The sequence below is a fragment of the Sphingomonas sp. Leaf20 genome (assembly GCF_001421535.1).
Lineage (GTDB): Bacteria > Pseudomonadota > Alphaproteobacteria > Sphingomonadales > Sphingomonadaceae > Sphingomonas.
Genome location: NZ_LMKN01000008.1, coordinates 605,335 through 626,008, shown reverse-complemented (window position 1 = coordinate 626,008; position 20,674 = coordinate 605,335). Strand labels below are relative to the sequence as shown.

Genomic DNA, 20,674 nt, shown 5'->3' with positions numbered 1-20,674 from the left:
AGGGCGAGCCCAGCTTTCGCTGGGGTGACGGGGTTTTCAGGCGCCAGCGCCACCGACCCGCTCGACTTCGAACGCGGTGGCCCAACTACCGCGTCTCGAACGCCCGCAACCCCGCGCCCAGCCGGTTCGCCCCCAGCGCCAGACGGTCATGGCTGTAATCCGCAAGGAACGCAGGGCTGCTCGTGTCCCCCGGTGACAGCCGCGCATCATTGTCCTCGACCCGCAACCCGGTCGAGCGATAGGTCTTCGCCTCCGCCGCGACGACGATCAGCCCGGTGTGGTTTTCCTTCTGCTTGCCCTGCACGAAGGTATTGCGCGCGATCAGCCCGGTTGCGCCTTCTGGCAGGTCGATCATGTAGTTGGTCTTGCGGCCCGCGCTGTCGTCGAAACTGTTGTCGGTGATCGTCACGGTCGGCACGCGCAGCTTGACGTAATGACCGCCGGTGCCGCGCTCGAACCGAGACCGGGTGATCGTCACGCTGCCTTTGTTCGCGAGATAGATGGCGTGCGCACAGCTCGGCGACTGGTCGCACTGGCCGAGCCCCGAAAAGGTCGACTGATCGATCGTGATCCGTTGTCCGTTCGGCTCGCCCCCGAGGATACCCTCCTGGCTGTCGAGGAACATCGCGTTGACGACGCGCAGGTCGCCCATCTCGGTCCGGATGCCCGCGCCATTGCCGTCCGCGACGCTGTAGCCGCGAAAGACGAGGCCATCGACCACCGAGCCCTGGCCGCGCAACACCAGCGCAGCCTTGTCCTCGCACGCGACGCGCTCGAAGATCGCGGTGCCCGGCTCCGCCGCCTTGAAGGTGATCCGCCCGCCCGCCTGCACCGCGCATTCGCGGTATATGCCGGGCGCGATCAGGATCGTCGCGGTGCCCAGACGGATCGACGACACCGCCTCCTGCAGTGTCGCGAACCCCTGCCCGTCGATTGTAAAGGGCGCAGCGCGGCGTACCGGCGCCTGCGCCGAAGCGGACGCGGCGACCATCGCAAGCAGCAGGAGAGATCTGTTCACGCAAGGCACTCCTGATCCGGCACCATCATCGTGCAGGCATGCGCCATCCTAAGCGGTTCGCGTGTGCTTGCCGATAGCGGGTGGCCTGTCGCGCGTCCCGCAATGACGCACCTGATGGATTGGTCGAGTCCGGTGCGATCGGGTCGCCGCATATTGCCCCCGCCACCCCGGCGGCATACCACGGTCCCACGAGACAGCCGGCGGGGGGGCCCCGACCGCGCGCAGGGGGGATTGCATGCACGCCATGACGCCGACGGAGGTCTTCCTCCTCGCGATGCTGATCATTTTCACGGTGCCCTATCTCGTGTGGCGGCTCGGCCGGACGGATTACTGGGCGCCACTGGTGGTCGTGCAGATCTTCGGCGGCATCCTGCTCGGGCCGGGCGTGCTGGGGGCGATCTTCCATGACTATTACGCGACGATCTTCACCCCCGTCACGCTCGGCTCGCTCAACGGCGTCGCCTGGTGGGCGGTGATGATGTTCGTCTGGGTCGCCGGCATCGAGCTCGATCTCGGCGAAGCGTGGCAGCGGCGGCGCGAGACCGGGGTCACTGCCGGGCTCGCGCTCGCGGTGCCGCTCGTCACGGGCAGCATCGCCGCGGCGGTCATGCTGCGCTATCCGGGCTGGGCAGGTCCGTCAGGCGCGCGCTGGCAGGTGATCCTCGGCGTCGGCATGGCCTGCGCGGTCACAGCGCTACCGATCCTCGTGCTGTTCCTCGAAAAGCTCGAGGTGCTGCGCGAGCCGATCGGCCAGCGCATCCTGCGCTATGCCAGCCTCGACGATATCGCGATCTGGGGCGTGCTCGCGCTGATCCTGCTCGATTGGGAACGCGTCGGGCGGCAGGGCGCGTTCCTCGTCGGCTTCGCGCTCGCCACCGTGCTCGTCCGCCGGCTGATGGCGCGGATTCCCGAGCGCGATCGCTGGTATGTCAGCCTGATATGGCTCGCCGGCTGCGGGTTCGCCGCGGACTGGGCGGGGCTGCATTTCATGGTCGGCGCGTTCCTGTCGGGCGCGGTGCTCGACGCGAAATGGTTCGACCAGAAGCGGATGGACGATTTCCGCCACTTCGTCCTGCTCGCGGTGATGCCGGTATTCTTCCTGTCGACCGGGCTGAAGACGCAATGGGCGGTCGGCGGGGTCGCGGTGTTCGCCGCCGCCGCACTGCTGCTGCTGGCCTCGGTCGGCGGCAAGCTCGCCGGCGTCCATGCCGCCGGCCGGCTGCTCAAATGGCGCCCGGGTGAAGCCCCGGTGATCGGCTGGCTGCTTCAGACCAAGGCGCTGATCATGATCATCTTCGTCAACATCCTGCTCGACAAGGCGATCATCACCAACGAGACCTTCACCGCGCTGCTGCTGATGGCGCTGGCCAGCACGATGCTGACCGTGCCGATGGTCGCGCCGAAGCTGAAGAAACTGGCGGGGCTGGTCGGGCGTAGCGCCTGACACGCCGTGTTCACCCGCGGGGGCGGGTGAACACTCGTCTAGTCGAGGTTCGGACGCAGCCAGCGTTCCGCGGTCGGCAGGTCGACACCGCGGCGCGCCGCATAGTCTTCCAGCTGGTCGCGGCCGACGCGCGCGACACCGAAATACTCCGCCTGCGGATGGCCGAAATAGAAGCCCGAGACGGCCGCGGTCGGGAACATCGCGAAGCTCTCGGTCAGTTCGAGCCCGGTCGCGGCTTCGGCATCGAGCAGGTCGAACAGGATCGGCTTGAGGCTGTGATCGGGGCATGCGGGGTAGCCGGGCGCAGGGCGGATGCCGCGATACTGTTCCTTGATCAGCGCGTCGTTGGTCAGCTGCTCCTCGGGCGCATAGCCCCACAGCTCCTGACGGACATGCTTGTGCAGCCGTTCGGCGAACGCCTCGGCGAAGCGATCGGCGAGCGCCTTGAGCAGGATGTCATTGTAATCGTCATGCCCCGCCTTGAACCGCGCGATGTGCGCGTCGATCCCGTGGATGCCGACCGCGAACCCGCCGAACCAGTCGCCCGCAGGATCGACGAAATCGGCGAGACACATGTTCGCGCGGCCTTCGCGCTTGGCGATCTGCTGGCGGAGCATGGGCAATCTCACGTCCTTCTGCTCCCTCTCCCCTGCGGGGAGAGGGTCGGGGTGAGGGGCTGTCCCAAGCGCAGCATTGCTTGGCTGCCCCTCACCCCAGCCCTCTCCCCGCAGGGGAGAGGGAGCAGTGACCACCACGTCGTCCCCCTCGCGCCGTGCGGGCCAGAGCCCGACCACGCCGCGCGGCGTCAGCCACTTCTCCGCAATGATCGTGTCGAGCATCGCCTGCGCGTCTGCGTAGAGCGAACTTGCGCTCTCGCCGACCACCTCGTCGGTCAGGATCGCCGGAAAATTGCCCGCCAGCTCCCACGCGCGGAAGAACGGCGTCCAGTCGATATAATCGCGCAGATCGGTCAGGTCCCAGTCCGCGAACACGTGCACGCCGGGCTTCGCCGGCGCCCCCGGCTTCATCGCGAAGTCCGCGACGAACCCGCGCTCGCGCGCCGTCTCGATCGGGAGCAGCTCGCTCTGCCCCTTGTTCGCGCGCGCCAATCGGACCGCCTCATATTCGTCCGCAGTCTTCGTCACAAACTCGTCGCGGATCGTGTCGCTGACGAGCGTCGACGCAACGCCGACCGCGCGGCTCGCATCAAGCACGTGCACGACCGGCCCGTCATACGCCGGTGCGATGCGCAACGCCGTATGCACCTTCGACGTCGTCGCGCCGCCAATCAGCAGCGGCATCGTCATCCCTGCGCGCTTCATCTCCTCGGCGACCGTCACCATCTCGTCGAGGCTCGGCGTGATCAGCCCGGACAGCCCGATCATGTCCGCATCATTCTCGTTCGCGGCCTCTAAAATCTTCGACCACGGGACCATGACGCCCAAATCGACCACGTCGAAGCCGTTGCACTGGAGCACGACGCCGACGATGTTCTTGCCGATGTCATGTACGTCGCCCTTGACGGTCGCCATGATGATCTTGCCCTTGCCACGCGCGCCGGGCTCCTTGGCGGCCTCGATGTACGGCAGCAGATGCGCGACCGCCTTCTTCATCACGCGCGCCGATTTGACCACCTGCGGCAGGAACATCTTGCCGCTGCCGAACAGGTCGCCGACGACGTTCATCCCGTCCATCAGCGGGCCTTCGATCACCTCGATCGGGCGACCGCCATTGCCGTCGATGATCTGGCGCGCTTCCTCGGTATCCTCGACGACGTGGAGGTCGATGCCCTTGACCAGCGCATATTCGAGCCGCTTGTTGACGTCGAGCGAGCGCCATTCGGCCGCCGCCTTCTCGGCGACGACATCGGTGCCGCGATAGCGTTCGGCGAGTTGGACGAGCCGCTCACCCGCCTCGGGATCCTTGTTGAGCACGACGTCCTCGACCGCCTGACGCAGCTCGGGATCGATATCGTCGTAAATGTCGAGCTGGCCGGCGTTGACGATCGCCATGTCCATGCCTGCGGGGATCGCATAATAGAGGAACACGCTGTGCATCGCGCGGCGCACGGGCTCGTTGCCGCGGAACGAGAAGCTGAAGTTCGACAGTCCGCCCGAGATATGGACGTGCGGGCAGCGCGCCTTGATCTCGCGGCACGCCTCGATGAAGTCGACGCCGTAATTGTCGTGCTCCTCGATCCCCGTCGCGACCGCGAAGACGTTGGGATCGAAGATGATGTCCTCAGGCGGAAAGCCGATCCCGACGAGCAGCTTGTACGCGCGCTCGCAGATCTCGACCTTGCGGTCCTTGGTGTCCGCCTGCCCGACCTCGTCGAACGCCATCACCACCACCGCGGCGCCGTACGCCATGCACTTCTTGGCCTGGGCAAGGAACTGCTCCTCGCCCTCCTTCATGCTGATCGAATTGACGATCGGCTTGCCCGAAACGCACTTCAGCCCCGCCTCGATCACGCTCCATTTCGAGCTGTCGACCATGAACGGGATGCGCGCGATATCGGGTTCCGCGGCGATCAGCTTCAGGAACGTCGTCATCGCGTGGTGCGCGTCGAGCAGCCCCTCGTCCATGTTGACGTCGAGCACCTGCGCGCCGCTCTCGACCTGCTGGCGCGCGACCTCGACCGCGGCGGGATAGTCGCCCGCCATGATCAGCTTCTTGAAGCGCGCCGAGCCGGTGACGTTGGTGCGCTCGCCGATGTTGACGAAAGAGGTGGAGGAAGTGGTGGTCATTGTCTGTTCTTCAAAAAGCCCTCTCCCCTCCGGGGAGGGGGTTGGGAGAGGGGCTGTGTCTCACCGAGAGCGGCACTGCTGGGCAGCCCCTCTCGCCGACCCTCTCCCCGCAGGGGAGAGGGAGCAGCGGCCTCAGGCCGCCATCGTGAACGGTTCGAGGCCGGCGAGCTTGGTCCGCACCTCCGGGCTCGCGACCACACGCGGTTCCAGCCCGCGCACACCGTCCGCCATCGCCTTGATATGCGCCGGCGTTGAGCCACAGCAGCCGCCGAGCACGTTGACCTGCTTGGCCACCGCCCACTCGCCGACCAGCCCCGCGGTCGTCGCGGGCATCTCGTCATACTCGCCGAGCTCGTTTGGCAGCCCGGCGTTCGGGTAAATCATGATCAGCGTGTCCGCGATCCCCGACAGCGTCTTCACATGCGGCCGCAACTGCTCCGCACCGAACGAGCAATTGAGCCCGATCGTGATCGGCCGCGCATGCCGCACCGCGTGCCAGAACGCCTCGACCGTATGCCCCGACAGGTTGCGCCCCGACAGATCGGTCAACGTCATCGACAGCATGATCGGCACGTCGCGGCCGAGATCGTCGCCCGCCTCGATCGCCGCCATGATCCCGGCCTTGGCGTTCAGCGTATCGAACACCGTCTCGATCAGGATGAAGTCGACGCCGACCCCCTCGCCGCCCTCGAGCAGCGCATCGATCTGTTCGCGGTACACGCCCTTCAGATAATCGAAATCGATCTCGCGAAAGCCCGGATCGTTGACGTCGGGCGACAGCGACAGCGTCTTGTTGGTCGGCCCGATCGCCCCTGCGACGAACCGCGGCCGGCCGTCCTTCGCTTCATACTCGGTTACGAGGCGGCGGGCGATCTTCGCGCTCTCGACATTGATCGCGCGCACCAGATGCTCGGCGCCGTAATCCGCCTGGCTGATGATGTTCGCGCTGAACGTGTTGGTCGACACGATGTCCGACCCGGCCTCCAGATATTCGCGCGTGATCGTCTCGGGCACGTCTGGCCTGGTGATCGCCAGGATGTCGTTGTTGCCCTTCTGGTCGTGGCTGAGCTTCAGGTCGCCCGCATAGGCCGCCTCGTCGAGCTTCCAGTTCTGGATCTCGGTCCCGAACGCGCCGTCGGTGATCAGGATGCGCTTGGCGGCTTCGGCGTTGAAACGGTCACGTACATTCATCAGTTTCACTCCGTCATCTCGGACTTGATCCGGGATCCAGGACAACAAAGAGCACCGCTTGGCGCTCTGGATCCCGGATCAGGTCCGGGATGACGACGGGGTCTATGCCGCGGCGACCGTTTCGGCCGACTTGGCGCGCACGCCGAGCATATGGCAGATAGCATAGGCGAGTTCGGCGCGATTGAGCGTGTAGAAGTGGAAATCCTTCACGCCGCCCGCATAGAGCCGCCGACACATCTCGGCCGCGATCGTCGCCGCGACGAGCTGCCGCGCGGCGGGATGATCGTCGAGCCCTTCGAACAGCCGGTCCATCCAGGCCGGGATCTCCGCGCCACAAAGCCCTGCGAACTTGCGTGTCTGCGCGACGTTCGACACCGGCAGGATGCCCGGCAGGATCTGCGCGGTGATGCCCGCCGCCGCAACCCGGTCGCGGAAGCGGAAATACGCCTCGGGCGAGAAGAAGAACTGCGTGATCGCACGGCTCGCGCCCGCGTCGAGCTTGCGCTTCAGATTGTCGATATCGGCATTGGGATCACCCGATTCCGGATGGGATTCGGGATAGGCCGCGACCGAGATCTCGAACGGATGCAGCTTGCGCAGGCCCGCGACGAGCGCCGCCGCATTCTCATACCCGCCGGGATGCGCCTGATAGGGCTGGCCGAGCGTCGGCATGTCGCCGCGCAATGCGACGATATGGCGCACGCCCGCCGCCCAATATTCCTCGGCGACCTGGTCGATCTCGGCCTTGGTCGCCTCGACGCAGGTGAGATGCGCCGCCGCGTTCATCGACGTCTCGCGCTGGATCCGTGCGACGGTGGCGTGCGTCCGCTCGCGCGTCGAACCGCCCGCGCCGTAGGTCACCGACACGAAATCGGGACCGAGCGGCTCGAGCGTGCGGATCGCGTCCCAGAGCTGTGCGTCCATCTTCTCCGTCTTGGGCGGGAAGAATTCGAAGCTGATGCCGACATCGCCCGCCAGATCCGCAAACAGCGGCTCTTCGAGTGCGCGACGGGCTTCCGCCAATTGGGGAACCGAAATGTTCGTCATGCCGCCTTCACCTCACGCAGGCTCGCGCCGACCTTTCGGCCGAGCCATAATTTCACCGTCAACTCGCCGCCCTCGAGCGTCTCGACACGGGCCGTCTGGAGCCCTGCCGCGTCAAACCATGCCGCCATCTGATCGTCCGCGAACCCGAGCCGCGTATGCGCATCGCGGGTCCGGAGATCCTCGCGGTCGTGGCTGGCAAAATCCGCGATCAGCAATCGTCCACCCGGTTTGAGGACGCGGGCGGCTTCGCCCACCGCGGCCCCGGGCTGCTGCGCGAAATGAAGGACATGGTGCAGGATCGCGACGTCGGCAGCGGCATCGGCCAGAGGCAGCGCGTAGAGATCCGCCTGGCGAAGTTCCGCATGCGCCATGTCATGGAGCTTCGCACGCGCCAGTCGCAGCATCTCCGAGCTGCGATCGATGCCGAGCGCGACCTTTGCCCGGTTGCCGAACAGTTCGAGCATGCGCCCCGTACCCGTGCCGATGTCGATCAGCGTTCCCATCGCGGCGTCCCCGAGCATCGCTGCCATCGCCGCCTCGACTTCGCTCTCGGCGATATGCATCGACCGGATCGCATCCCATTCGCCGGCATGGCCCTCGAACCATGCCGCGGCACTCGCCGCCCGGTCCGCGCGCACCGCCGCAAGGCGCGCGACGTCGGCCACCGCCCAATGGTCGGGCTCCGCCTTGTCCCACTGGTCGAGCGCCGCGGCGATGGGTTCGATGATGTCCGGTCGGCCGAGCGCGACGAAGACCCAGCTGCCTTCCTTGCGCCGCTCGGCCAGGCCGGCGTCGCAGAGGATCTTCACATGCCGGGATACGCGTGGCTGGCTCTGACCCAACACCTGTGCAAGCTCGCCGACCGACAGCTCCATCCGCCGCAGCAATGCGAGAATCCGAAGCCGGGTCGCGTCCGCCATCGCACGGAAGATTTCGAGCGCCATCGTCATGCAGCAACATATAAAGAATTCTTTATATGCGGTCAACGCAGCCCGTGGCATTCTTCGCGACGTGCCGTCGAACGACATCCTGTCGCATCCGACGGATCATATCGGCACGACCCGCGTTCGAGTGCGCTATGGGCTAATGAACCTAGCTCACAGGGACATATCCCCCCGGACCAATACCCGGGTTCCTCGATGGGAGTGATTGCACATGAAGAAGTTCCTTATTCCTGCACTGGCCCTCGCCGCTGGTCTTTCGGCCTGCAGCAACAATGCCCAGAACGAGACCGCCGAGGCCGCAAACGCGATCGCCACCGATGCGACCGCAACGACCGAGAATGCCGTCAACGACGTCGAAGCCGCCAGCGACCGCGCGCTCGGTTCGGCAGAAGCCTCGCTCGACAACGCCGGTGCGCGCCTCGACCGCGCGGGTGACCGCCTCGACGCGTCGACCGACCGCGCCGGCGATCGCATCGAAGCCAATGCGGATCGCGCTGGTGCTTCGATCAACAACGGCGCAGACCGCGCAGCAGACGCGACGGGCAATGCGCTGACCCGCGCAGGCAACGCGATCAAGGACTGACCTGATGCGCCCTCACTTGCCCGGTCTCGGATTGCTGGTGGGGGCGCTTCTGGCGTCGTCGGCGTGTTCACCGTCCGACGCGCCGCCGGGCGCCGTCACGGCGGACGAAGCACAGCAACTCAATGACGCGGCGGCGATGCTCGACCAGAACAGCGTCGATCTCGATCAGATCAACGCCGAGACCGTACCGAATTCCGTAACAAACCAAGGTGACCCGCCCCGATGACCCAGCGCCGCCTCGGCTCGACCGACCTGAAGATCGCCCCGCTGGTCCTGGGCGGCAACGTCTTTGGCTGGACGGCAGACCGCACTGCCAGCTTTGCCGTGCTCGACGCGTTCGTCGCCGGCGGCGGCACGATGATCGACACCGCGGACGTCTATTCCGCATGGATCGACGGGCATTCCGGTGGCGAGTCGGAGAGCATGATCGGCGAATGGCTGAAGACGTCCGGCAAGCGTGACGCGGTGCTGCTCGCGACGAAAGTCGGCATGCTCGCGGGCGATGGCGGCGAAAAGCTCGCACCGGCGCGTATCGCGGCGGCGGCCGAAGCCTCGCTCAAGCGGCTCGGCACCGATCGCATCGATCTCTATTACGCGCACCAGGACGATGAGCAAGTCGCGCAGGACGATGTTCTCGAGGCATTCGGCAAGCTTGTCGACGCAGGCAAGGTCCGCGTCATCGGCGCGTCCAATTTCCATGCGGCGCGGCTCAAGTCCGCGGTCGACATCGCGAAGGCGTCGGGCCTGCCGCGCTATCATGTCCTTCAGCCCGAATATAACCTCGTCAGCCGCGAGAAGTTCGAAGGCGAGCTGCAGGATTACTGCGTCACAGAAAACATCGGCGTGCTGCCCTATTACGGGCTGGCATCAGGGTTTCTCACGGGCAAATACCGGACGCGCGACGATCTCGACCAGAGCGTGCGTGGACGCGGGATGGGAAAGTTGCTCGAAGGCAGAGGCAAGGACGTTCTGGACGCGCTGGACGGCGTGGTCGAGGAGACCAGGGCGACGCATGCACAGGTCGCGCTGGCCTGGCTGATGGCACAGCCGGGCGTCACCGCACCGATCGCAAGCGCAACCACCGTCACGCAGGTCGAGGACCTGTTGCCGGCGATGACGCTGACCCTGTCTGACGATCAGCGCGACCGCCTCACCATGGCGGGCGCCTGATCGTTACCGGAGTTCGTCGACGATCGCCGAATATTCATAGGGCTTCTGGAAGAACGCGACATCGTCGGGAAGCCGATCGACCGCGCGCGGCTTCCCGCCGGACGTAACCACAACCCGGATATCGGGCCAGCGCTCGCGCACCACCATCGCGAGCGCCAGCCCGTCCATCGTCCCGGGCATGTCAATATCGGTAAAGACCGTGCGCACGTCGTTGCGTGTCGCGAGGATCTGCAGCGCCTCATCGGCGTCGTTCGCGACGAGCGTCGCCATCCCCGCATCCTCGATCTGCGCGGTCGCGGTGATCTGCACCAGCAGATGATCTTCGACGATCAGAACAACACCCGCTTCGGGGTCCCTGATGGGTGGAAACATGTTCAAGGTGGACGCCCCGTGGAAAAAACTCGACCGTAACGCGCCAGATTGCCTCGTGAAATAAGAGGGATTGGCTTGGTCCCACCATAAACGACCAGATTGGGATTTGGCCTCGCATCGGTTCAAATATTCTCATGACCAAGGCGTCAATCAGGATCAGTCCCCCGCAAAGGTCAACGCCGACGTCCGGCGCTCCCGCTCGTTGACGATCAGCGCGCGCCCCGCGGGGGCCGCCGAGCGCTGCGGGCAATCGCCGCGGAAACAGGCGCGGCAGCCAAGGCCGATCGGCATCGCCGCCCCGGCCAGGTCGATGCCGCTTGCCGCGACCAGCCCGGTGGCAAGGGAGGCCTGCACGCCGAGCCCGATCGAGAACTCCGCGCGTACCGCGCCGAACCGTCGCCCCTGCGGCGTCACGGTCCGTGCCATCGTCAGCCACCGCGCACCATCCTCGAGCTCCACGAGCTGGACCGCCAGACTTCCCGGCCGATCAAAGGCGTGGTGCAACTGCCAGAGCGGACAACGCCCCTCCCCCTCGACCAGCGCCGCGCCGCTCGCGCCAGGATAGCGCTTCGAGGCCTGCCCGGCGCGATCGATCCGGATCATGAAGAACGGCAGACCGCGCGCGCCGACGCGCTGCAGCGTCGTCAAACGGTGCGCGACCTGCTCGAATCCGGCGCCGAACCGTCGCTGCAGAAGCTCGATGTCATAACCAGTGGCCTCGCACCCGCGCAGGAACCGCGCATAGGGCATCATCACGCCCGCCGCGAAATAGCTGAGCAGATGCCGCCGATACAGGCGTTCCGCCGCGCGATCCGAAAACGCCGCGCCCTTCGCGAGCGAATCGATCTCCGCGCGCGCCTCGATCTGGCCAAGCTGGAACGCGACGGCAAACGTGCGCGATGCGGGATCGAGCACCTCGCTCAGCTGCAGCTGCCGGGCGTGAAGATCGAGGCGGCGCAACGTATCGGGCAACACGTCGGCGGGGAGCACCCGGATCGTGATCCCGTGCCTGGCGCGAAGCCGTTCGGCGATCGCGCCGTACAGATCCCCCGCGCCCAGACGCAAATCGTCGGCGAGTTCCTCGGCAGCGGCGTCGAGGTCGGCGAAATGGTTACGCCAGCGTTCGATCTCGCGCCGGACCAGCCCGACGGGATCATCGGGCACTGCCGCGTCACCCGCGCTTCCGATCCGGTCGAAGACGCGCGCGAATGCCTCTGCCCCGCCGGGCGCGCTCGCAAGCCATTCCTCGACCTCGTTGCGATCGATTTCGAGATCGGCGAACATCGGATCGGCAAGGCGTCTGCGGATCGCGTCCGCGCCGCCGCCCGGCTCGCCGGCCGCCAACGCGCGCGGATCGAAATCAAAACTCTCGGCGAGCTTCACGAGCAGCGCGGCCGAGATCGGTCGCTGGTTGCGCTCGACCAGATTGAGGTAGCTCGGACTGATCGCCATCATGTCCGCCATCGCGGCCTGCGTCAGGCCGGCGCCGCGCCGCAACCGCCGGATCGCATGCCCCGCCAACAATTTGCGATCCGCCATACCTCTCTCCGTTCTGTCACGAACTTTACAGAACTACACGAGGCACGCAACCCGGGGCGACAGCCCGACGCCGTGCCTTGATGGTTCACTCTGTCCACGACCTGCTTTGTCAGGCTTTACAGATGCATTGCCGCTTCCCGTACATGATCGAGTGTAAAGGAAGAGACAAAGACAAACACGACGGAGGAAACCCATGACGAACGAACCCGCCCGCGCTCGCGCCGTTTTCTCGACGGAGGATTTCGCACTGCTCAAGGAAGCGATCGGCGAGCTCATCCCCAAGGTCGCGGTCGACGACAGGAAGATGAGCCGGCTCAGCGCGCTGTATCACCGCCTCGGTCGCCTGGGCTGATCCGTCCCTAACCCACTGGAAAGAAAAGCCCGTCGATGGACTATCCATCGGCGGGCTTTCTCGTATGGAACCGGCTTTCGCACCCGCGCAGGATTCCCGATGACCGACGGACTGATCACGAGAATCAAGGACGACATCGTCCTGTACGGCGCGCTCGCCGCCAATGTCGGGATTGCCGTCGCGAAGTTCGTCGCCGCCGGGATCACCGGCTCGTCCTCGATGCTCACCGAGGGCGTGCATTCGCTCGTCGACAGCGGCAACCAGGTCCTGCTGCTCTATGGCCAGTCGCGTGCCAAGCGTGCGGCGGATACCGCGCATCCGTTCGGCTATGGTCGCGAGCTGTATTTCTGGGCGTTCGTCGTCGCCATCCTGATCTTCGCGGTCGGCGCGGGCGTATCGATCTACGAAGGCTATCGGCACATCATCGCGCCCGAGCCGCTCAGCGATCCGCTCATCAACTATGTCGTCCTCGGCGTCTCGGCGTTGCTCGAGGGGACGAGCTGGACGATCGCGGTGCGCGAATTCGCGCGCGCGAAGGGCGACCTCGGCTGGTGGCAGGCTGTGCACCAGTCGAAGGATCCCGCGGGCTTCATCGTCCTGTTCGAGGATTCTGCGGCGCTCGCCGGACTGATGATCGCCGCGCTGGGCGTCTGGGCGAGCCACGCGTTCGGCGATCCGCGGATCGATGGTGCGGCATCGATCGCAATCGGCCTGATCCTAGCACTGGTCGCGGTCCTGCTCGCGCGCGAGTCGAAGGGGCTTCTGATCGGCGAGCGTGCCGACCCTGCGATCATCGCGTCGATCCGCGAAATCGTGCAGGCGCATCCCGCGATCCTCGCGGTCAACCATGTCCGCACGATCCACACCGCTCCCGACAGCATCTTCGCAGCGATCAGCGCCGACTTCGACGACTCGGTGACGATGGGTGAAGGCGAGGCGATCATCGAGGTGCTGGAGACACGCCTCCGCGACGCCGTACCGACACTCGCATCGATCTACATACGTCCGGAAAACAGCGCGGCAGCGGCTACGGCCGCCGCATCGCAGAGCGCTCCCCATCCCTGAACCGCAGCATGGCTGCGCGATGTTGCACAGCGCCCACAACCGGCGCTAGCATCCGATATCATGAGACTTATCAAGCAGTTCGCCGCGCTCCTCGTCCTCCTGTTCGTCGCGCAGCCTGCCCAAGCGGCGGTGACGATCACGTTCTGGAGCCATGAACTCGGCAACAGCTTTCCCCACGCGTTCGTGACGCTACGCGGCGTACCCGACGCCGGCGGTGCGCCGGTGGACGTCAACTACGGCTTCACCGCAAGGACGCTGAGCCCCGCGCTGCTGTTCGGTCCAGTCGCGGGCGCGCTCGACGTGGCGACGCCGTCGTACATCAAGGGCAGCAACGCGCAGTTCTCGGTCGTGATGACGGATGCGCAATACGCGGCGATCGTCGCGCTGGCCGCCGAATGGAGCGGCGCCACGGGCAGCAGCGAATACCGGCTCGGCGATCGCAACTGTGTCCATTTCGTTCAGGAAGCCGCCCGGCGCGTCGGCCTGACCGGGCTTCAGCATCCCAAGCTGATGAAAAAGCCCCGTTCGTTCCTCAAGGCGGTGGCTTCGGCGAACACCGGGCACGTCACGCTGATCAACCAGCACGGCAAGGCGCATCTGGAGACGCTGCCGCCGCTGACACGCGCGCCCGCCGCCTTGTCGACCGCAACCGCCGGCACGCGGTCATCCCGGCAAACGGCCGCGTCGGCGACGAACGCCGCACGGCCCACGCGACCGGCGGCGCAGGGCACGGCTCAATAGGCACGGCCGATCAGGACGCGCTCGACCGAGGGCTCGCCGGTGAAGATGCACGGACCGTTATCCTGGCCGGTCTGTCCCATCGGCGCATTGCGGATCGTGAGCTTCAGCACCTTCAGCCGCTCGACGACCTTGTCGAGCGCAGCGCCGGTGGGCCTGGACCAGCGGACGTCGACCCAGCCCGGGTTCTTGATGCCGTCCGCGAAGTGCGTCTCGAGCGCGGCGAAATCGTCGACGGGGACAATGTTGGCCTTCAGGCGGTTCATCGACTCGACGTGGAGCGCCGCCTGCACGTCGTGCAGCATGCCCGAGACCTCGGCGACGAAGTCGGTGCGGGCGACCGCATTGCTGTCGAGCTTGCCGTCCTCACGATAGAGGCGATCGCGGCGAATGACCGAGACGTTGCCGCCCGCCATGTCGCGCCCGCCGACCTCGATGATGATCGGCGCACCCTTCTTGACCCAGCCCCAGCGCTTGGTCGCGGCCTTGGCGGGCTTGAGATCGAGCAGCGCACGCACGGGTTCGCCCAGCGCGGACTGCTTGGCGAGCTCCGCCTGGAGCGACTTGCAATAGTCGACGATCGCCGCGTCGTCGGGATTGTCGCGCAGCATCGGCACGATCACCACCTGCCACGGCGCGATCATCGGCGGCACGCGCAGCCCGTCGTCGTCGCCGTGCACCATGATGACGCCGCCGATCATCCGCGTCGACACGCCCCAGCTCGTCGTGTTGGCGAGCTCGAACTCGCCGGCTGCGTTCTGGAAGCGGATGTTCTGCGCCGACGCGAAATTGGTGCCGAGGAAATGCGAGGTGCCCGCCTGGAGCGCCTTGCCGTCCTGCATCATCGCCTCGATCGAATAGGTCGCGACCGCGCCGGGGAAGCGCTCGTTCTCGGGCTTTTCGCCCGCGATCACGTGGAGACCAAGGCACTCCTCCGCAAAGTCACGATAGACTTCGAGCATCTTGAGCGTCTCGTCGCGCGCCTCCTGCGGGGTGGCGTGCGCGGTATGCCCCTCCTGCCAGAGGAACTCGCTGGTGCGCAGGAACATGCGCGTGCGCATTTCCCAGCGGACGACGTTGGCCCACTGGTTGATCAGCACGGGCAGGTCGCGCCACGACTGGACCCAGCGCGCGAACGCGGCGCCGATGACCATCTCGGACGTGGGCCGCACGACGAGCGGCTCCTCGAGCTTCGCCTCGGGATCAGGGACGAGCCGGCCATAGCCGTCGGCCTTCAACCGGTGATGCGTGACGACCGCCATTTCCTTGGCGAACCCGTCGACATGCTCTGCCTCCTTCTCGAAATAGGAGAGCGGGATGAAGAGCGGGAAATAGCAATTCTCGTGCCCCGTCGCCTTGATCCGGTCGTCGAGCAGCCGTTGGATGCGCTCCCAGATGCCATAGCCCCAGGGCCGGATGACCATGCACCCGCGGACGCCCGATTCCTCGGCGAGGTCGGCTTCCGAAATGACGGCCTGGTACCAGGCGGAGAAATCCGCCTCGCGGGTGACGGGGAGTGCGCGCTTTATCATGGGGTCGCGGATAGCGGCTGCGGCTGGGTTCGTCACTATGCGTTGCGAGCGGCGTCCCGCCCCCGCCCGTCATCCTGACGAAAGTCAGGACCCAGGGTACCACCCGCAGCGCTTCTGGCTCTGGATCCTGACTTTCGTCAGGATGACGGATGTTTCGGGTGGGATCGCGGGCGTCCTTTGCGTAGACGTCCCGCATGCCCTCAGACCGCATCCTACCCGCCATCGGCATGCGGCTGCTGTCGGTCGTGATCTTCGCGTTGATGAACACCGCGATCAAGCTGGCCGAACGCCACGGCGCGAGCGTGTCGGAGATCCTGTTCTTCCGCCAGTTCGGCGCGTGCCTGCTGGTGTCCGCGGTGATCCTTGCCGGACCCGGCCTCCCCTCGATCGCGACGCAGCGGCTGCCCGCACACATAATCCGCGCGGTCGTCGGGCTGTCGGCAATGGCGTTCACGTTCAACGGGATCGTCGCGCTGCCGCTGGCGGAGGCGACGACGATCGGCTTCACCGTGCCGATCTTCGCGACGATCCTCGGTGCGCTCGTGCTGCGCGAGCCGACCGGGTGGCATCGCTGGGGGGCGGTGGCGGCGGGGTTTGCGGGTGTCCTGATCGTCGCGCAGCCGGGCGGCGATCACTTTCCCCTGTGGGGCGCGGGCTGTGCGCTGGCAGGCGCGTTCGGGACGGCGAGCGTGTCGATCCTGCTCCGGCAGATCGGCAAGACCGAGAGCGCGCTGACGACGGTGTTCTGGTTCTCCGCGCTGTCGTTGATCCCGTTGTCGGTATTCTACGCACAGGCCGCGCAGCCGCACGACGCCATCACCTGGGCGTGTCTCGCGACCGTCGGGATCGCGGGGGGCCTCGCGCAGATCGCGATGACGACGTCGCTGCGGCTCGGGCCGGTGTCGGTGGTGGTGCCGATGGATTATTCGAGCCTGTTATGGGCGACATTGCTCGGCTGGCTGGTATTCGACACGCTGCCCGCCGAGGCGACGTGGTTCGGCGCACCGGTCATCGTCGCGAGCGGGCTGTATATCGTCTGGCGCGAGCATGTACGCCGACAGGACGAAACCGACCGCGCGATCGCTTGAGGGTTTTCAGGGACGCCCCCCGCCCGTCATCCTGACGAAAGTCAGGATCCAGGGTTACACAGCACCGCCCTGTGCGGCTCTGGACCCTGACGTTCGTCAGGATGGCGGCGTGGGCAGGACTCGCGCGGCTTCGAGCATTTGTTTCGCACGCAAATACATCTCGATCCGTTGCATGGTGAGCAGGCCGAGCGCGAGCGCGACCAGCATGTCGGTGACCGCGAACGGGTCGAGGTGCAGCGCGTGGCCGTCACCGATAACCGCGCGCGCCCCGGAGCGGATCGCGACGATCGCGACGAGGAACAGTACCGCGGCGGGCGACGACGTCGTGTTGAGCGCATGGCTGTCGGGATCGATCGTGATCCGCATCATCTTGCCGCGCTGCCAGCCGAGCGCCGCGCCCATGACGAGCGCCAACGCGCAGAACAGCCAGGCGAGACCTTGCGGCGGATACATCACCGCCATGTAGAGCGCGACCGCAGCGTACAGCGCCGGGAAGACCCAGAGCCGCTCGAGCTTGAGCGGCTTGACCACGCTCATCCGCCGCCAGCGGACCGCAAAGACCACCGCGAGGACGACCGGCGTGAGCGCGTAGCTGATCCAGCCCTGGATATCGTTCGCCTGCATCGATTCCCCCTGCGACCTTACCCCTTGCGGTGTAGTATGGTCACAACACAGCGGGAGTAAAGGGGGCATACGGCAAAGCCCCTCCCCGGCGGCGGCCGGGGAGGGGTCCGTGCTACTCCGCCGCCTGCGCGAGCGGCGCTGGGTCCTTCCAGACCAGCACCGGCTTGCGTGCCGCGAGCGTCTCGTCGAGGCGCGCGCGGGGGGCGAAGTGCGGCGCGGTCTTGAGGCTGGGATCGCCCGCCTTGGCGCGTTCGGCGACCGAACGGAGCGCGGCGATGAACTGGTCGAGCGCCGCCTTCGACTCGGTCTCGGTCGGCTCGACCAGCATCGCGCCGTGGACGACGAGCGGGAAGTACATCGTCATCGGGTGGAAGCCTTCGTCGATCAGCCCCTTGGCGATGTCGATCGTCGAGAAACCGGCGGCGAGGCCCGAGTCCGAGAATAGCGCTTCGTGCATGCACGGCCCCGATGGGCCGAACGGCGCGTCGAGCGTCGTGTCGAGGCTGCGCAGGATGTAGTTCGCGTTGAGCACCGCGTCCTCGGACACCTGCCGCAGGCCGTCCGCGCCGTGGCTCAGGATGTAGGTCAGCGCGCGCGTGAACATGCCCATCTGGCCGTGGAACGCGACCATCCGGCCGAAGCTGCCGGCGTGATGTTCGCCCGCGGTTTCCTCCTCGACGAGGACGAACTGGTCCCCCTGCTTTTCGACGAACGGGAGTGGGGCGTAGGGCGTGAGCGCCGCCGAGAACACCACCGGACCCGAACCCGGACCGCCGCCGCCATGCGGGGTCGAGAAGGTCTTGTGCAGATTGATGTGCATCGCGTCGATGCCGAGATCGCCCGGGCGGACGCGGCCGACGATCGCGTTGAAGTTCGCGCCGTCGCAATAGACGAAGCCGCCCGCCGCATGCACCGCGTCCGAAATCTCGCGCATGTCGCGCTCGAACAGGCCGCAGGTGTTGGGGTTGGTGATCATCACGCCGGCGACGTCGGGGCCGAGGCGTGCCTTCAGCGCGGCGGTGTCGACGCGGCCCTCGGCGGTGGCGGGGATATCCTCGACGCCATAGCCCGCGAACGCGGCGGTCGCGGGGTTGGTGCCGTGCGCGCTCTCGGGGACGAGGATGACCTTGCGGTGCCCTTCACCCTTGGCTTCGAGCGCGGCGCGGATCGCGAGGATTCCGCAGAGTTCGCCATGTGCGCCGGCCTTCGGACTCATCGCGACGCTGGTCATGCCGGTGAGCGTGACGAGCCAGCGCGCGAGCTGGTGGATCACCTCGAGCGCGCCCTGCACGGTATCGACTGGCTGGAGCGGGTGGACGTCGGAGAAACCGGGGAGCCGCGCCATCTTCTCGTTGAGGCGCGGGTTGTGCTTCATCGTGCACGAGCCGAGCGGGAAGAAGCCGAGGTCGATGCCGTAATTCTGGCGCGACAGACGCGTGTAGTGGCGGACGGTTTCTGGCTCCGACAGACCGGGGAGGCCGATCGGGGCCTTTCGCGCCAACGCACCAAGCTTGTTTCCCCGCGAAGGCGGGGACCCAGTCTGGGCACCCGCCTTCGCGGGTGAACAAAAATCGACACCGGTGGTGTGGCTGTCGCCGATCTCGAAGATCAGCGCTTCCTCCAGCATCAGCGCCTTGTTGCCGGTGACGCTGGCGGGGACGTTGCCCTTCCCCTGCTCGGGCGCGGTCGGGCGCCAGCCGCTCTGGTTGATGCTCATGCCAGTATCTCCCAAACCATTCCGTTCGTTTCGAGTAGGCATCGAGCTTGTCGAGATGCCGTATCGAGAGACAGGTGCCTCGATACGAGCCCTCGACAGGCTCGGTCTCTACTCGGCACGAACGTTAATAAACGATCGCTCATGCCAGTATCTCCTGGAGTGCGGACGCAAGCGTTTCGACGTCCTCCGCGGTGGTCGTTTCGGTCACCGCGACGACGAGGCCGTTCGCGAGATCGTCCTTGCCGGGATAGAGACGCCCGAGCGAGACGCCCGCGAGGATGCCGCGATCGGCGAGCCTGCGGACGACGGGGCGCGCCTCGACGGGCAGCTTCAGCGTGAATTCGTTGAAGAAGCTGTCGTTGATCAGCTCGACGCCGGGGATCTGCGACAGGCGCTCGGCGGCGGCCACGGCGCCGGCATGGTTCACCGCGGCGAGCTGGCGAAGGCCCGCCTCACCCAGCAGCGTCATGTGTATCGAGAAGGCCAGCGCGCAGAGGCCTGAGTTGGTGCAGATGTTCGACGTCGCCTTTTCGCGGCGGATATGCTGCTCGCGCGTCGACAGCGTCAGCACGAAGCCGCGGCGGCCATCGGCATCGACGGTTTCGCCGCACAGCCGGCCGGGCATCTGGCGGACATATTTGTTCTTGCACCCGAACAGCCCGACATAGGGCCCGCCGAACTGGAGGCCGACGCCGAGCGACTGCCCTTCGCCGACGACGATGTCCGCGTCCATCTCGCCGGGCGAGGTGATCGCACCGAGCGCGACGGGCTCGGTGACGACGGCGATCAGCAGAGCCTTCTTCGCATGGCACGCATCCGCGAGCGGACGCAGATCGGCGATGCGGCCGAGGATGTCGGGATACTGGACGACCACGCACGACGTATCGTCGTCGATCTTCGCGATCAGCCGGTCGAGGTCCATCTCGGGCACCAGCCGCGGGTCGGTCGTGTCGAGCACGTCGCCGGTGAACTTGGCCATCGTGTTCGACACAGACACGTAATGCGGGTGCAGCCCCGCCGACAGGATCGCCTTGCCGCGCTTGGTGATACGCCGCGCCATCACGATCGCTTCCCAGCACGCGGTCGAGCCGTCGTACATCGACGCGTTGGCGACGTCGGTGCCGAGCAGACGCGCGACCTGCGTCTGAAACTCGAACAGCATCTGCAGCGTGCCCTGCGCGATCTCGGGCTGGTAGGGCGTGTAGGCAGTCAGGAACTCGCCGCGCTGGATCAGGTGATCGACGCTGGCGGGGACGTGATGCTTATACGCGCCGCAGCCGAGGAAGAACGGCGCTTCCCCCGCGGTCAGGTTCTTCTTGGCGAGCGCCGACATGTGGCGTTCGACCGCCATTTCGGAGGCGTGCATCGGCAGGTCACGGACGGGGCCGTCGAGGCGGGCGGCCTCGGGGACGTCGACGAAGAGATCATCGATCGTCGCGGCGCCGATGACGGCGAGCATCGCCTCGCGGTCGGGCTGGGTCAGGGGAAGGTAGCGCATGGGAT

Annotated in this window: 19 protein-coding genes; 8 read left to right on the top strand and 11 right to left on the bottom strand. The window is 66.4% G+C overall.

The annotated features are described in order from the left end of the window. Positions 1–85: 85 nt before the first annotated feature. Positions 86–1,018 carry a right-handed parallel beta-helix repeat-containing protein gene (locus ASE72_RS11165; RefSeq protein ID WP_056020881.1) on the bottom strand — a complete coding sequence of 311 codons (933 nt, stop codon included), beginning with the start codon at positions 1,016–1,018 and terminating at the stop codon, positions 86–88. Positions 1,019–1,253: 235 nt separating this feature from the next. Between ASE72_RS11165 and ASE72_RS11160 the strand changes: the two genes are divergently transcribed. Continuing rightward, positions 1,254–2,462: a cation:proton antiporter gene (locus ASE72_RS11160; protein WP_056020879.1), complete on the top strand. Its 1,209-nt coding sequence runs from the start codon at positions 1,254–1,256 to the stop codon at positions 2,460–2,462. A gap of 38 nt (positions 2,463–2,500) precedes the next feature. On the opposite strand, the gene metH is transcribed toward ASE72_RS11160, so the two are convergent. The 4 genes from metH to ASE72_RS11140 form a co-directional block, all read right to left on the bottom strand. Next, complete coding sequence (gene metH / locus ASE72_RS11155) at positions 2,501–5,209, bottom strand: methionine synthase (RefSeq protein ID WP_056020876.1); 2,709 nt, start codon at positions 5,207–5,209, stop codon at positions 2,501–2,503. A 132-nt stretch (positions 5,210–5,341) separates the two neighbouring features. Next, the gene (locus ASE72_RS11150; protein WP_056020872.1) at positions 5,342–6,400 is read right to left on the bottom strand and encodes a homocysteine S-methyltransferase family protein; all 1,059 of its coding nucleotides are present in this window, start codon (positions 6,398–6,400) and stop codon (positions 5,342–5,344) included. 102 nt (positions 6,401–6,502) lie between these two features. Continuing rightward, positions 6,503–7,447 (bottom strand): methylenetetrahydrofolate reductase, encoded by a 945-nt coding sequence (gene metF, locus ASE72_RS11145; protein WP_056020869.1) that lies wholly within the window; start codon positions 7,445–7,447, stop codon positions 6,503–6,505. Next, positions 7,444–8,397, bottom strand: coding sequence for an ArsR/SmtB family transcription factor (locus ASE72_RS11140; RefSeq protein ID WP_056020867.1), 954 nt, complete (start codon positions 8,395–8,397; stop codon positions 7,444–7,446). The genes metF and ASE72_RS11140 overlap by 4 nt, the downstream gene beginning before the upstream one ends. Before the next feature lie 205 nt (positions 8,398–8,602). Between ASE72_RS11140 and ASE72_RS11135 the strand changes: the two genes are divergently transcribed. Genes ASE72_RS11135 through ASE72_RS11125 form a run of 3 tightly spaced genes read left to right on the top strand, consistent with a single transcriptional unit; the run spans position 8,603 to position 10,144 of the window. Further along, a complete protein-coding gene (locus tag ASE72_RS11135) occupies positions 8,603–8,974 on the top strand; it encodes a hypothetical protein (protein WP_056020864.1) in 372 nt (123 codons plus the stop codon). Positions 8,975–9,011: 37 nt separating this feature from the next. Then, the gene (locus ASE72_RS11130; RefSeq protein WP_056020861.1) at positions 9,012–9,200 is read left to right on the top strand and encodes a hypothetical protein; all 189 of its coding nucleotides are present in this window, start codon (positions 9,012–9,014) and stop codon (positions 9,198–9,200) included. Further along, the gene (locus tag ASE72_RS11125; RefSeq protein ID WP_056020858.1) at positions 9,197–10,144 is read left to right on the top strand and encodes an aldo/keto reductase; all 948 of its coding nucleotides are present in this window, start codon (positions 9,197–9,199) and stop codon (positions 10,142–10,144) included. Before ASE72_RS11130 ends, ASE72_RS11125 begins: the two co-directional genes overlap by 4 nt. A gap of 3 nt (positions 10,145–10,147) precedes the next feature. On the opposite strand, the gene ASE72_RS11120 is transcribed toward ASE72_RS11125, so the two are convergent. Both ASE72_RS11120 and ASE72_RS11115 read right to left on the bottom strand, forming a co-directional pair. Next, the gene (locus ASE72_RS11120; RefSeq protein ID WP_056020854.1) at positions 10,148–10,516 is read right to left on the bottom strand and encodes a response regulator; all 369 of its coding nucleotides are present in this window, start codon (positions 10,514–10,516) and stop codon (positions 10,148–10,150) included. Positions 10,517–10,672: 156 nt separating this feature from the next. Further along, positions 10,673–12,055, bottom strand: a complete 1,383-nt coding sequence (locus ASE72_RS11115; RefSeq protein WP_056020851.1) for a helix-turn-helix domain-containing protein — start codon at positions 12,053–12,055, stop codon at positions 10,673–10,675. Positions 12,056–12,248: 193 nt separating this feature from the next. Between ASE72_RS11115 and ASE72_RS20680 the strand changes: the two genes are divergently transcribed. The 3 genes from ASE72_RS20680 (at position 12,249) to ASE72_RS11105 (ending at position 14,213) form a co-directional block, all read left to right on the top strand. After that, a complete protein-coding gene (locus tag ASE72_RS20680; protein WP_200916239.1) occupies positions 12,249–12,407 on the top strand; it encodes a hypothetical protein in 159 nt (52 codons plus the stop codon). 99 nt (positions 12,408–12,506) lie between these two features. Then, positions 12,507–13,472, top strand: a complete 966-nt coding sequence (locus ASE72_RS11110; protein WP_056020847.1) for a cation diffusion facilitator family transporter — start codon at positions 12,507–12,509, stop codon at positions 13,470–13,472. A 60-nt stretch (positions 13,473–13,532) separates the two neighbouring features. Continuing rightward, entirely contained in the window at positions 13,533–14,213 is a 681-nt protein-coding gene (locus ASE72_RS11105; protein WP_056020844.1) for a hypothetical protein, read from the top strand. Here the strand turns inward: ASE72_RS11105 and ASE72_RS11100 are convergent. Further along, on the bottom strand, positions 14,207–15,742 hold the full coding sequence (locus ASE72_RS11100) for an aminoacyl--tRNA ligase-related protein (protein WP_056020842.1): 1,536 nt from the start codon (positions 15,740–15,742) through the stop codon (positions 14,207–14,209). The two genes, ASE72_RS11105 and ASE72_RS11100, sit on opposite strands and share 7 nt — an antisense overlap. Before the next feature lie 194 nt (positions 15,743–15,936). Between ASE72_RS11100 and ASE72_RS11095 the strand changes: the two genes are divergently transcribed. After that, complete coding sequence (locus ASE72_RS11095; protein ID WP_056020839.1) at positions 15,937–16,830, top strand: DMT family transporter; 894 nt, start codon at positions 15,937–15,939, stop codon at positions 16,828–16,830. A 96-nt stretch (positions 16,831–16,926) separates the two neighbouring features. Here ASE72_RS11095 and ASE72_RS11090 read toward each other — a convergent pair whose 3' ends face one another. The 3 genes from ASE72_RS11090 to gcvPA form a co-directional block, all read right to left on the bottom strand. Then, the gene (locus ASE72_RS11090) at positions 16,927–17,454 is read right to left on the bottom strand and encodes a CcdC protein domain-containing protein (protein WP_056020835.1); all 528 of its coding nucleotides are present in this window, start codon (positions 17,452–17,454) and stop codon (positions 16,927–16,929) included. 112 nt (positions 17,455–17,566) lie between these two features. After that, positions 17,567–19,171: an aminomethyl-transferring glycine dehydrogenase subunit GcvPB gene (gene gcvPB, locus ASE72_RS11085; protein WP_056020832.1), complete on the bottom strand. Its 1,605-nt coding sequence runs from the start codon at positions 19,169–19,171 to the stop codon at positions 17,567–17,569. 139 nt (positions 19,172–19,310) lie between these two features. Then, positions 19,311–20,669: an aminomethyl-transferring glycine dehydrogenase subunit GcvPA gene (gene gcvPA / locus ASE72_RS11080; RefSeq protein WP_056020828.1), complete on the bottom strand. Its 1,359-nt coding sequence runs from the start codon at positions 20,667–20,669 to the stop codon at positions 19,311–19,313. Between the last annotated feature and the right edge of the window lie 5 nt (positions 20,670–20,674).

What these genes read in the sequence shown, in the direction of transcription:
- ASE72_RS11115 (WP_056020851.1), bottom strand. Translation starts at nt 12,055, where the DNA reads ATGGCGGATCGCAAATTGTTGGCGGGGCATGCGATCCGGCGGTTGCGG.
- ASE72_RS20680 (WP_200916239.1), top strand. Translation starts at nt 12,249, where the DNA reads ATGACGAACGAACCCGCCCGCGCTCGCGCCGTTTTCTCGACGGAGGAT.
- ASE72_RS11150 (WP_056020872.1), bottom strand. Translation starts at nt 6,400, where the DNA reads ATGAATGTACGTGACCGTTTCAACGCCGAAGCCGCCAAGCGCATCCTG.
- metF (WP_056020869.1), bottom strand. Translation starts at nt 7,447, where the DNA reads ATGACGAACATTTCGGTTCCCCAATTGGCGGAAGCCCGTCGCGCACTC.
- ASE72_RS11135 (WP_056020864.1), top strand. Translation starts at nt 8,603, where the DNA reads ATGAAGAAGTTCCTTATTCCTGCACTGGCCCTCGCCGCTGGTCTTTCG.
- ASE72_RS11105 (WP_056020844.1), top strand. Translation starts at nt 13,533, where the DNA reads ATGAGACTTATCAAGCAGTTCGCCGCGCTCCTCGTCCTCCTGTTCGTC.
- ASE72_RS11160 (WP_056020879.1), top strand. Translation starts at nt 1,254, where the DNA reads ATGCACGCCATGACGCCGACGGAGGTCTTCCTCCTCGCGATGCTGATC.
- gcvPB (WP_056020832.1), bottom strand. Translation starts at nt 19,171, where the DNA reads ATGAGCATCAACCAGAGCGGCTGGCGCCCGACCGCGCCCGAGCAGGGG.
- ASE72_RS11100 (WP_056020842.1), bottom strand. Translation starts at nt 15,742, where the DNA reads ATGATAAAGCGCGCACTCCCCGTCACCCGCGAGGCGGATTTCTCCGCC.
- gcvPA (WP_056020828.1), bottom strand. Translation starts at nt 20,669, where the DNA reads ATGCGCTACCTTCCCCTGACCCAGCCCGACCGCGAGGCGATGCTCGCC.
- ASE72_RS11110 (WP_056020847.1), top strand. Translation starts at nt 12,507, where the DNA reads ATGACCGACGGACTGATCACGAGAATCAAGGACGACATCGTCCTGTAC.
- ASE72_RS11120 (WP_056020854.1), bottom strand. Translation starts at nt 10,516, where the DNA reads ATGTTTCCACCCATCAGGGACCCCGAAGCGGGTGTTGTTCTGATCGTC.
- ASE72_RS11095 (WP_056020839.1), top strand. Translation starts at nt 15,937, where the DNA reads ATGCCCTCAGACCGCATCCTACCCGCCATCGGCATGCGGCTGCTGTCG.
- metH (WP_056020876.1), bottom strand. Translation starts at nt 5,209, where the DNA reads ATGACCACCACTTCCTCCACCTCTTTCGTCAACATCGGCGAGCGCACC.
- ASE72_RS11140 (WP_056020867.1), bottom strand. Translation starts at nt 8,397, where the DNA reads ATGACGATGGCGCTCGAAATCTTCCGTGCGATGGCGGACGCGACCCGG.
- ASE72_RS11090 (WP_056020835.1), bottom strand. Translation starts at nt 17,454, where the DNA reads ATGCAGGCGAACGATATCCAGGGCTGGATCAGCTACGCGCTCACGCCG.
- ASE72_RS11125 (WP_056020858.1), top strand. Translation starts at nt 9,197, where the DNA reads ATGACCCAGCGCCGCCTCGGCTCGACCGACCTGAAGATCGCCCCGCTG.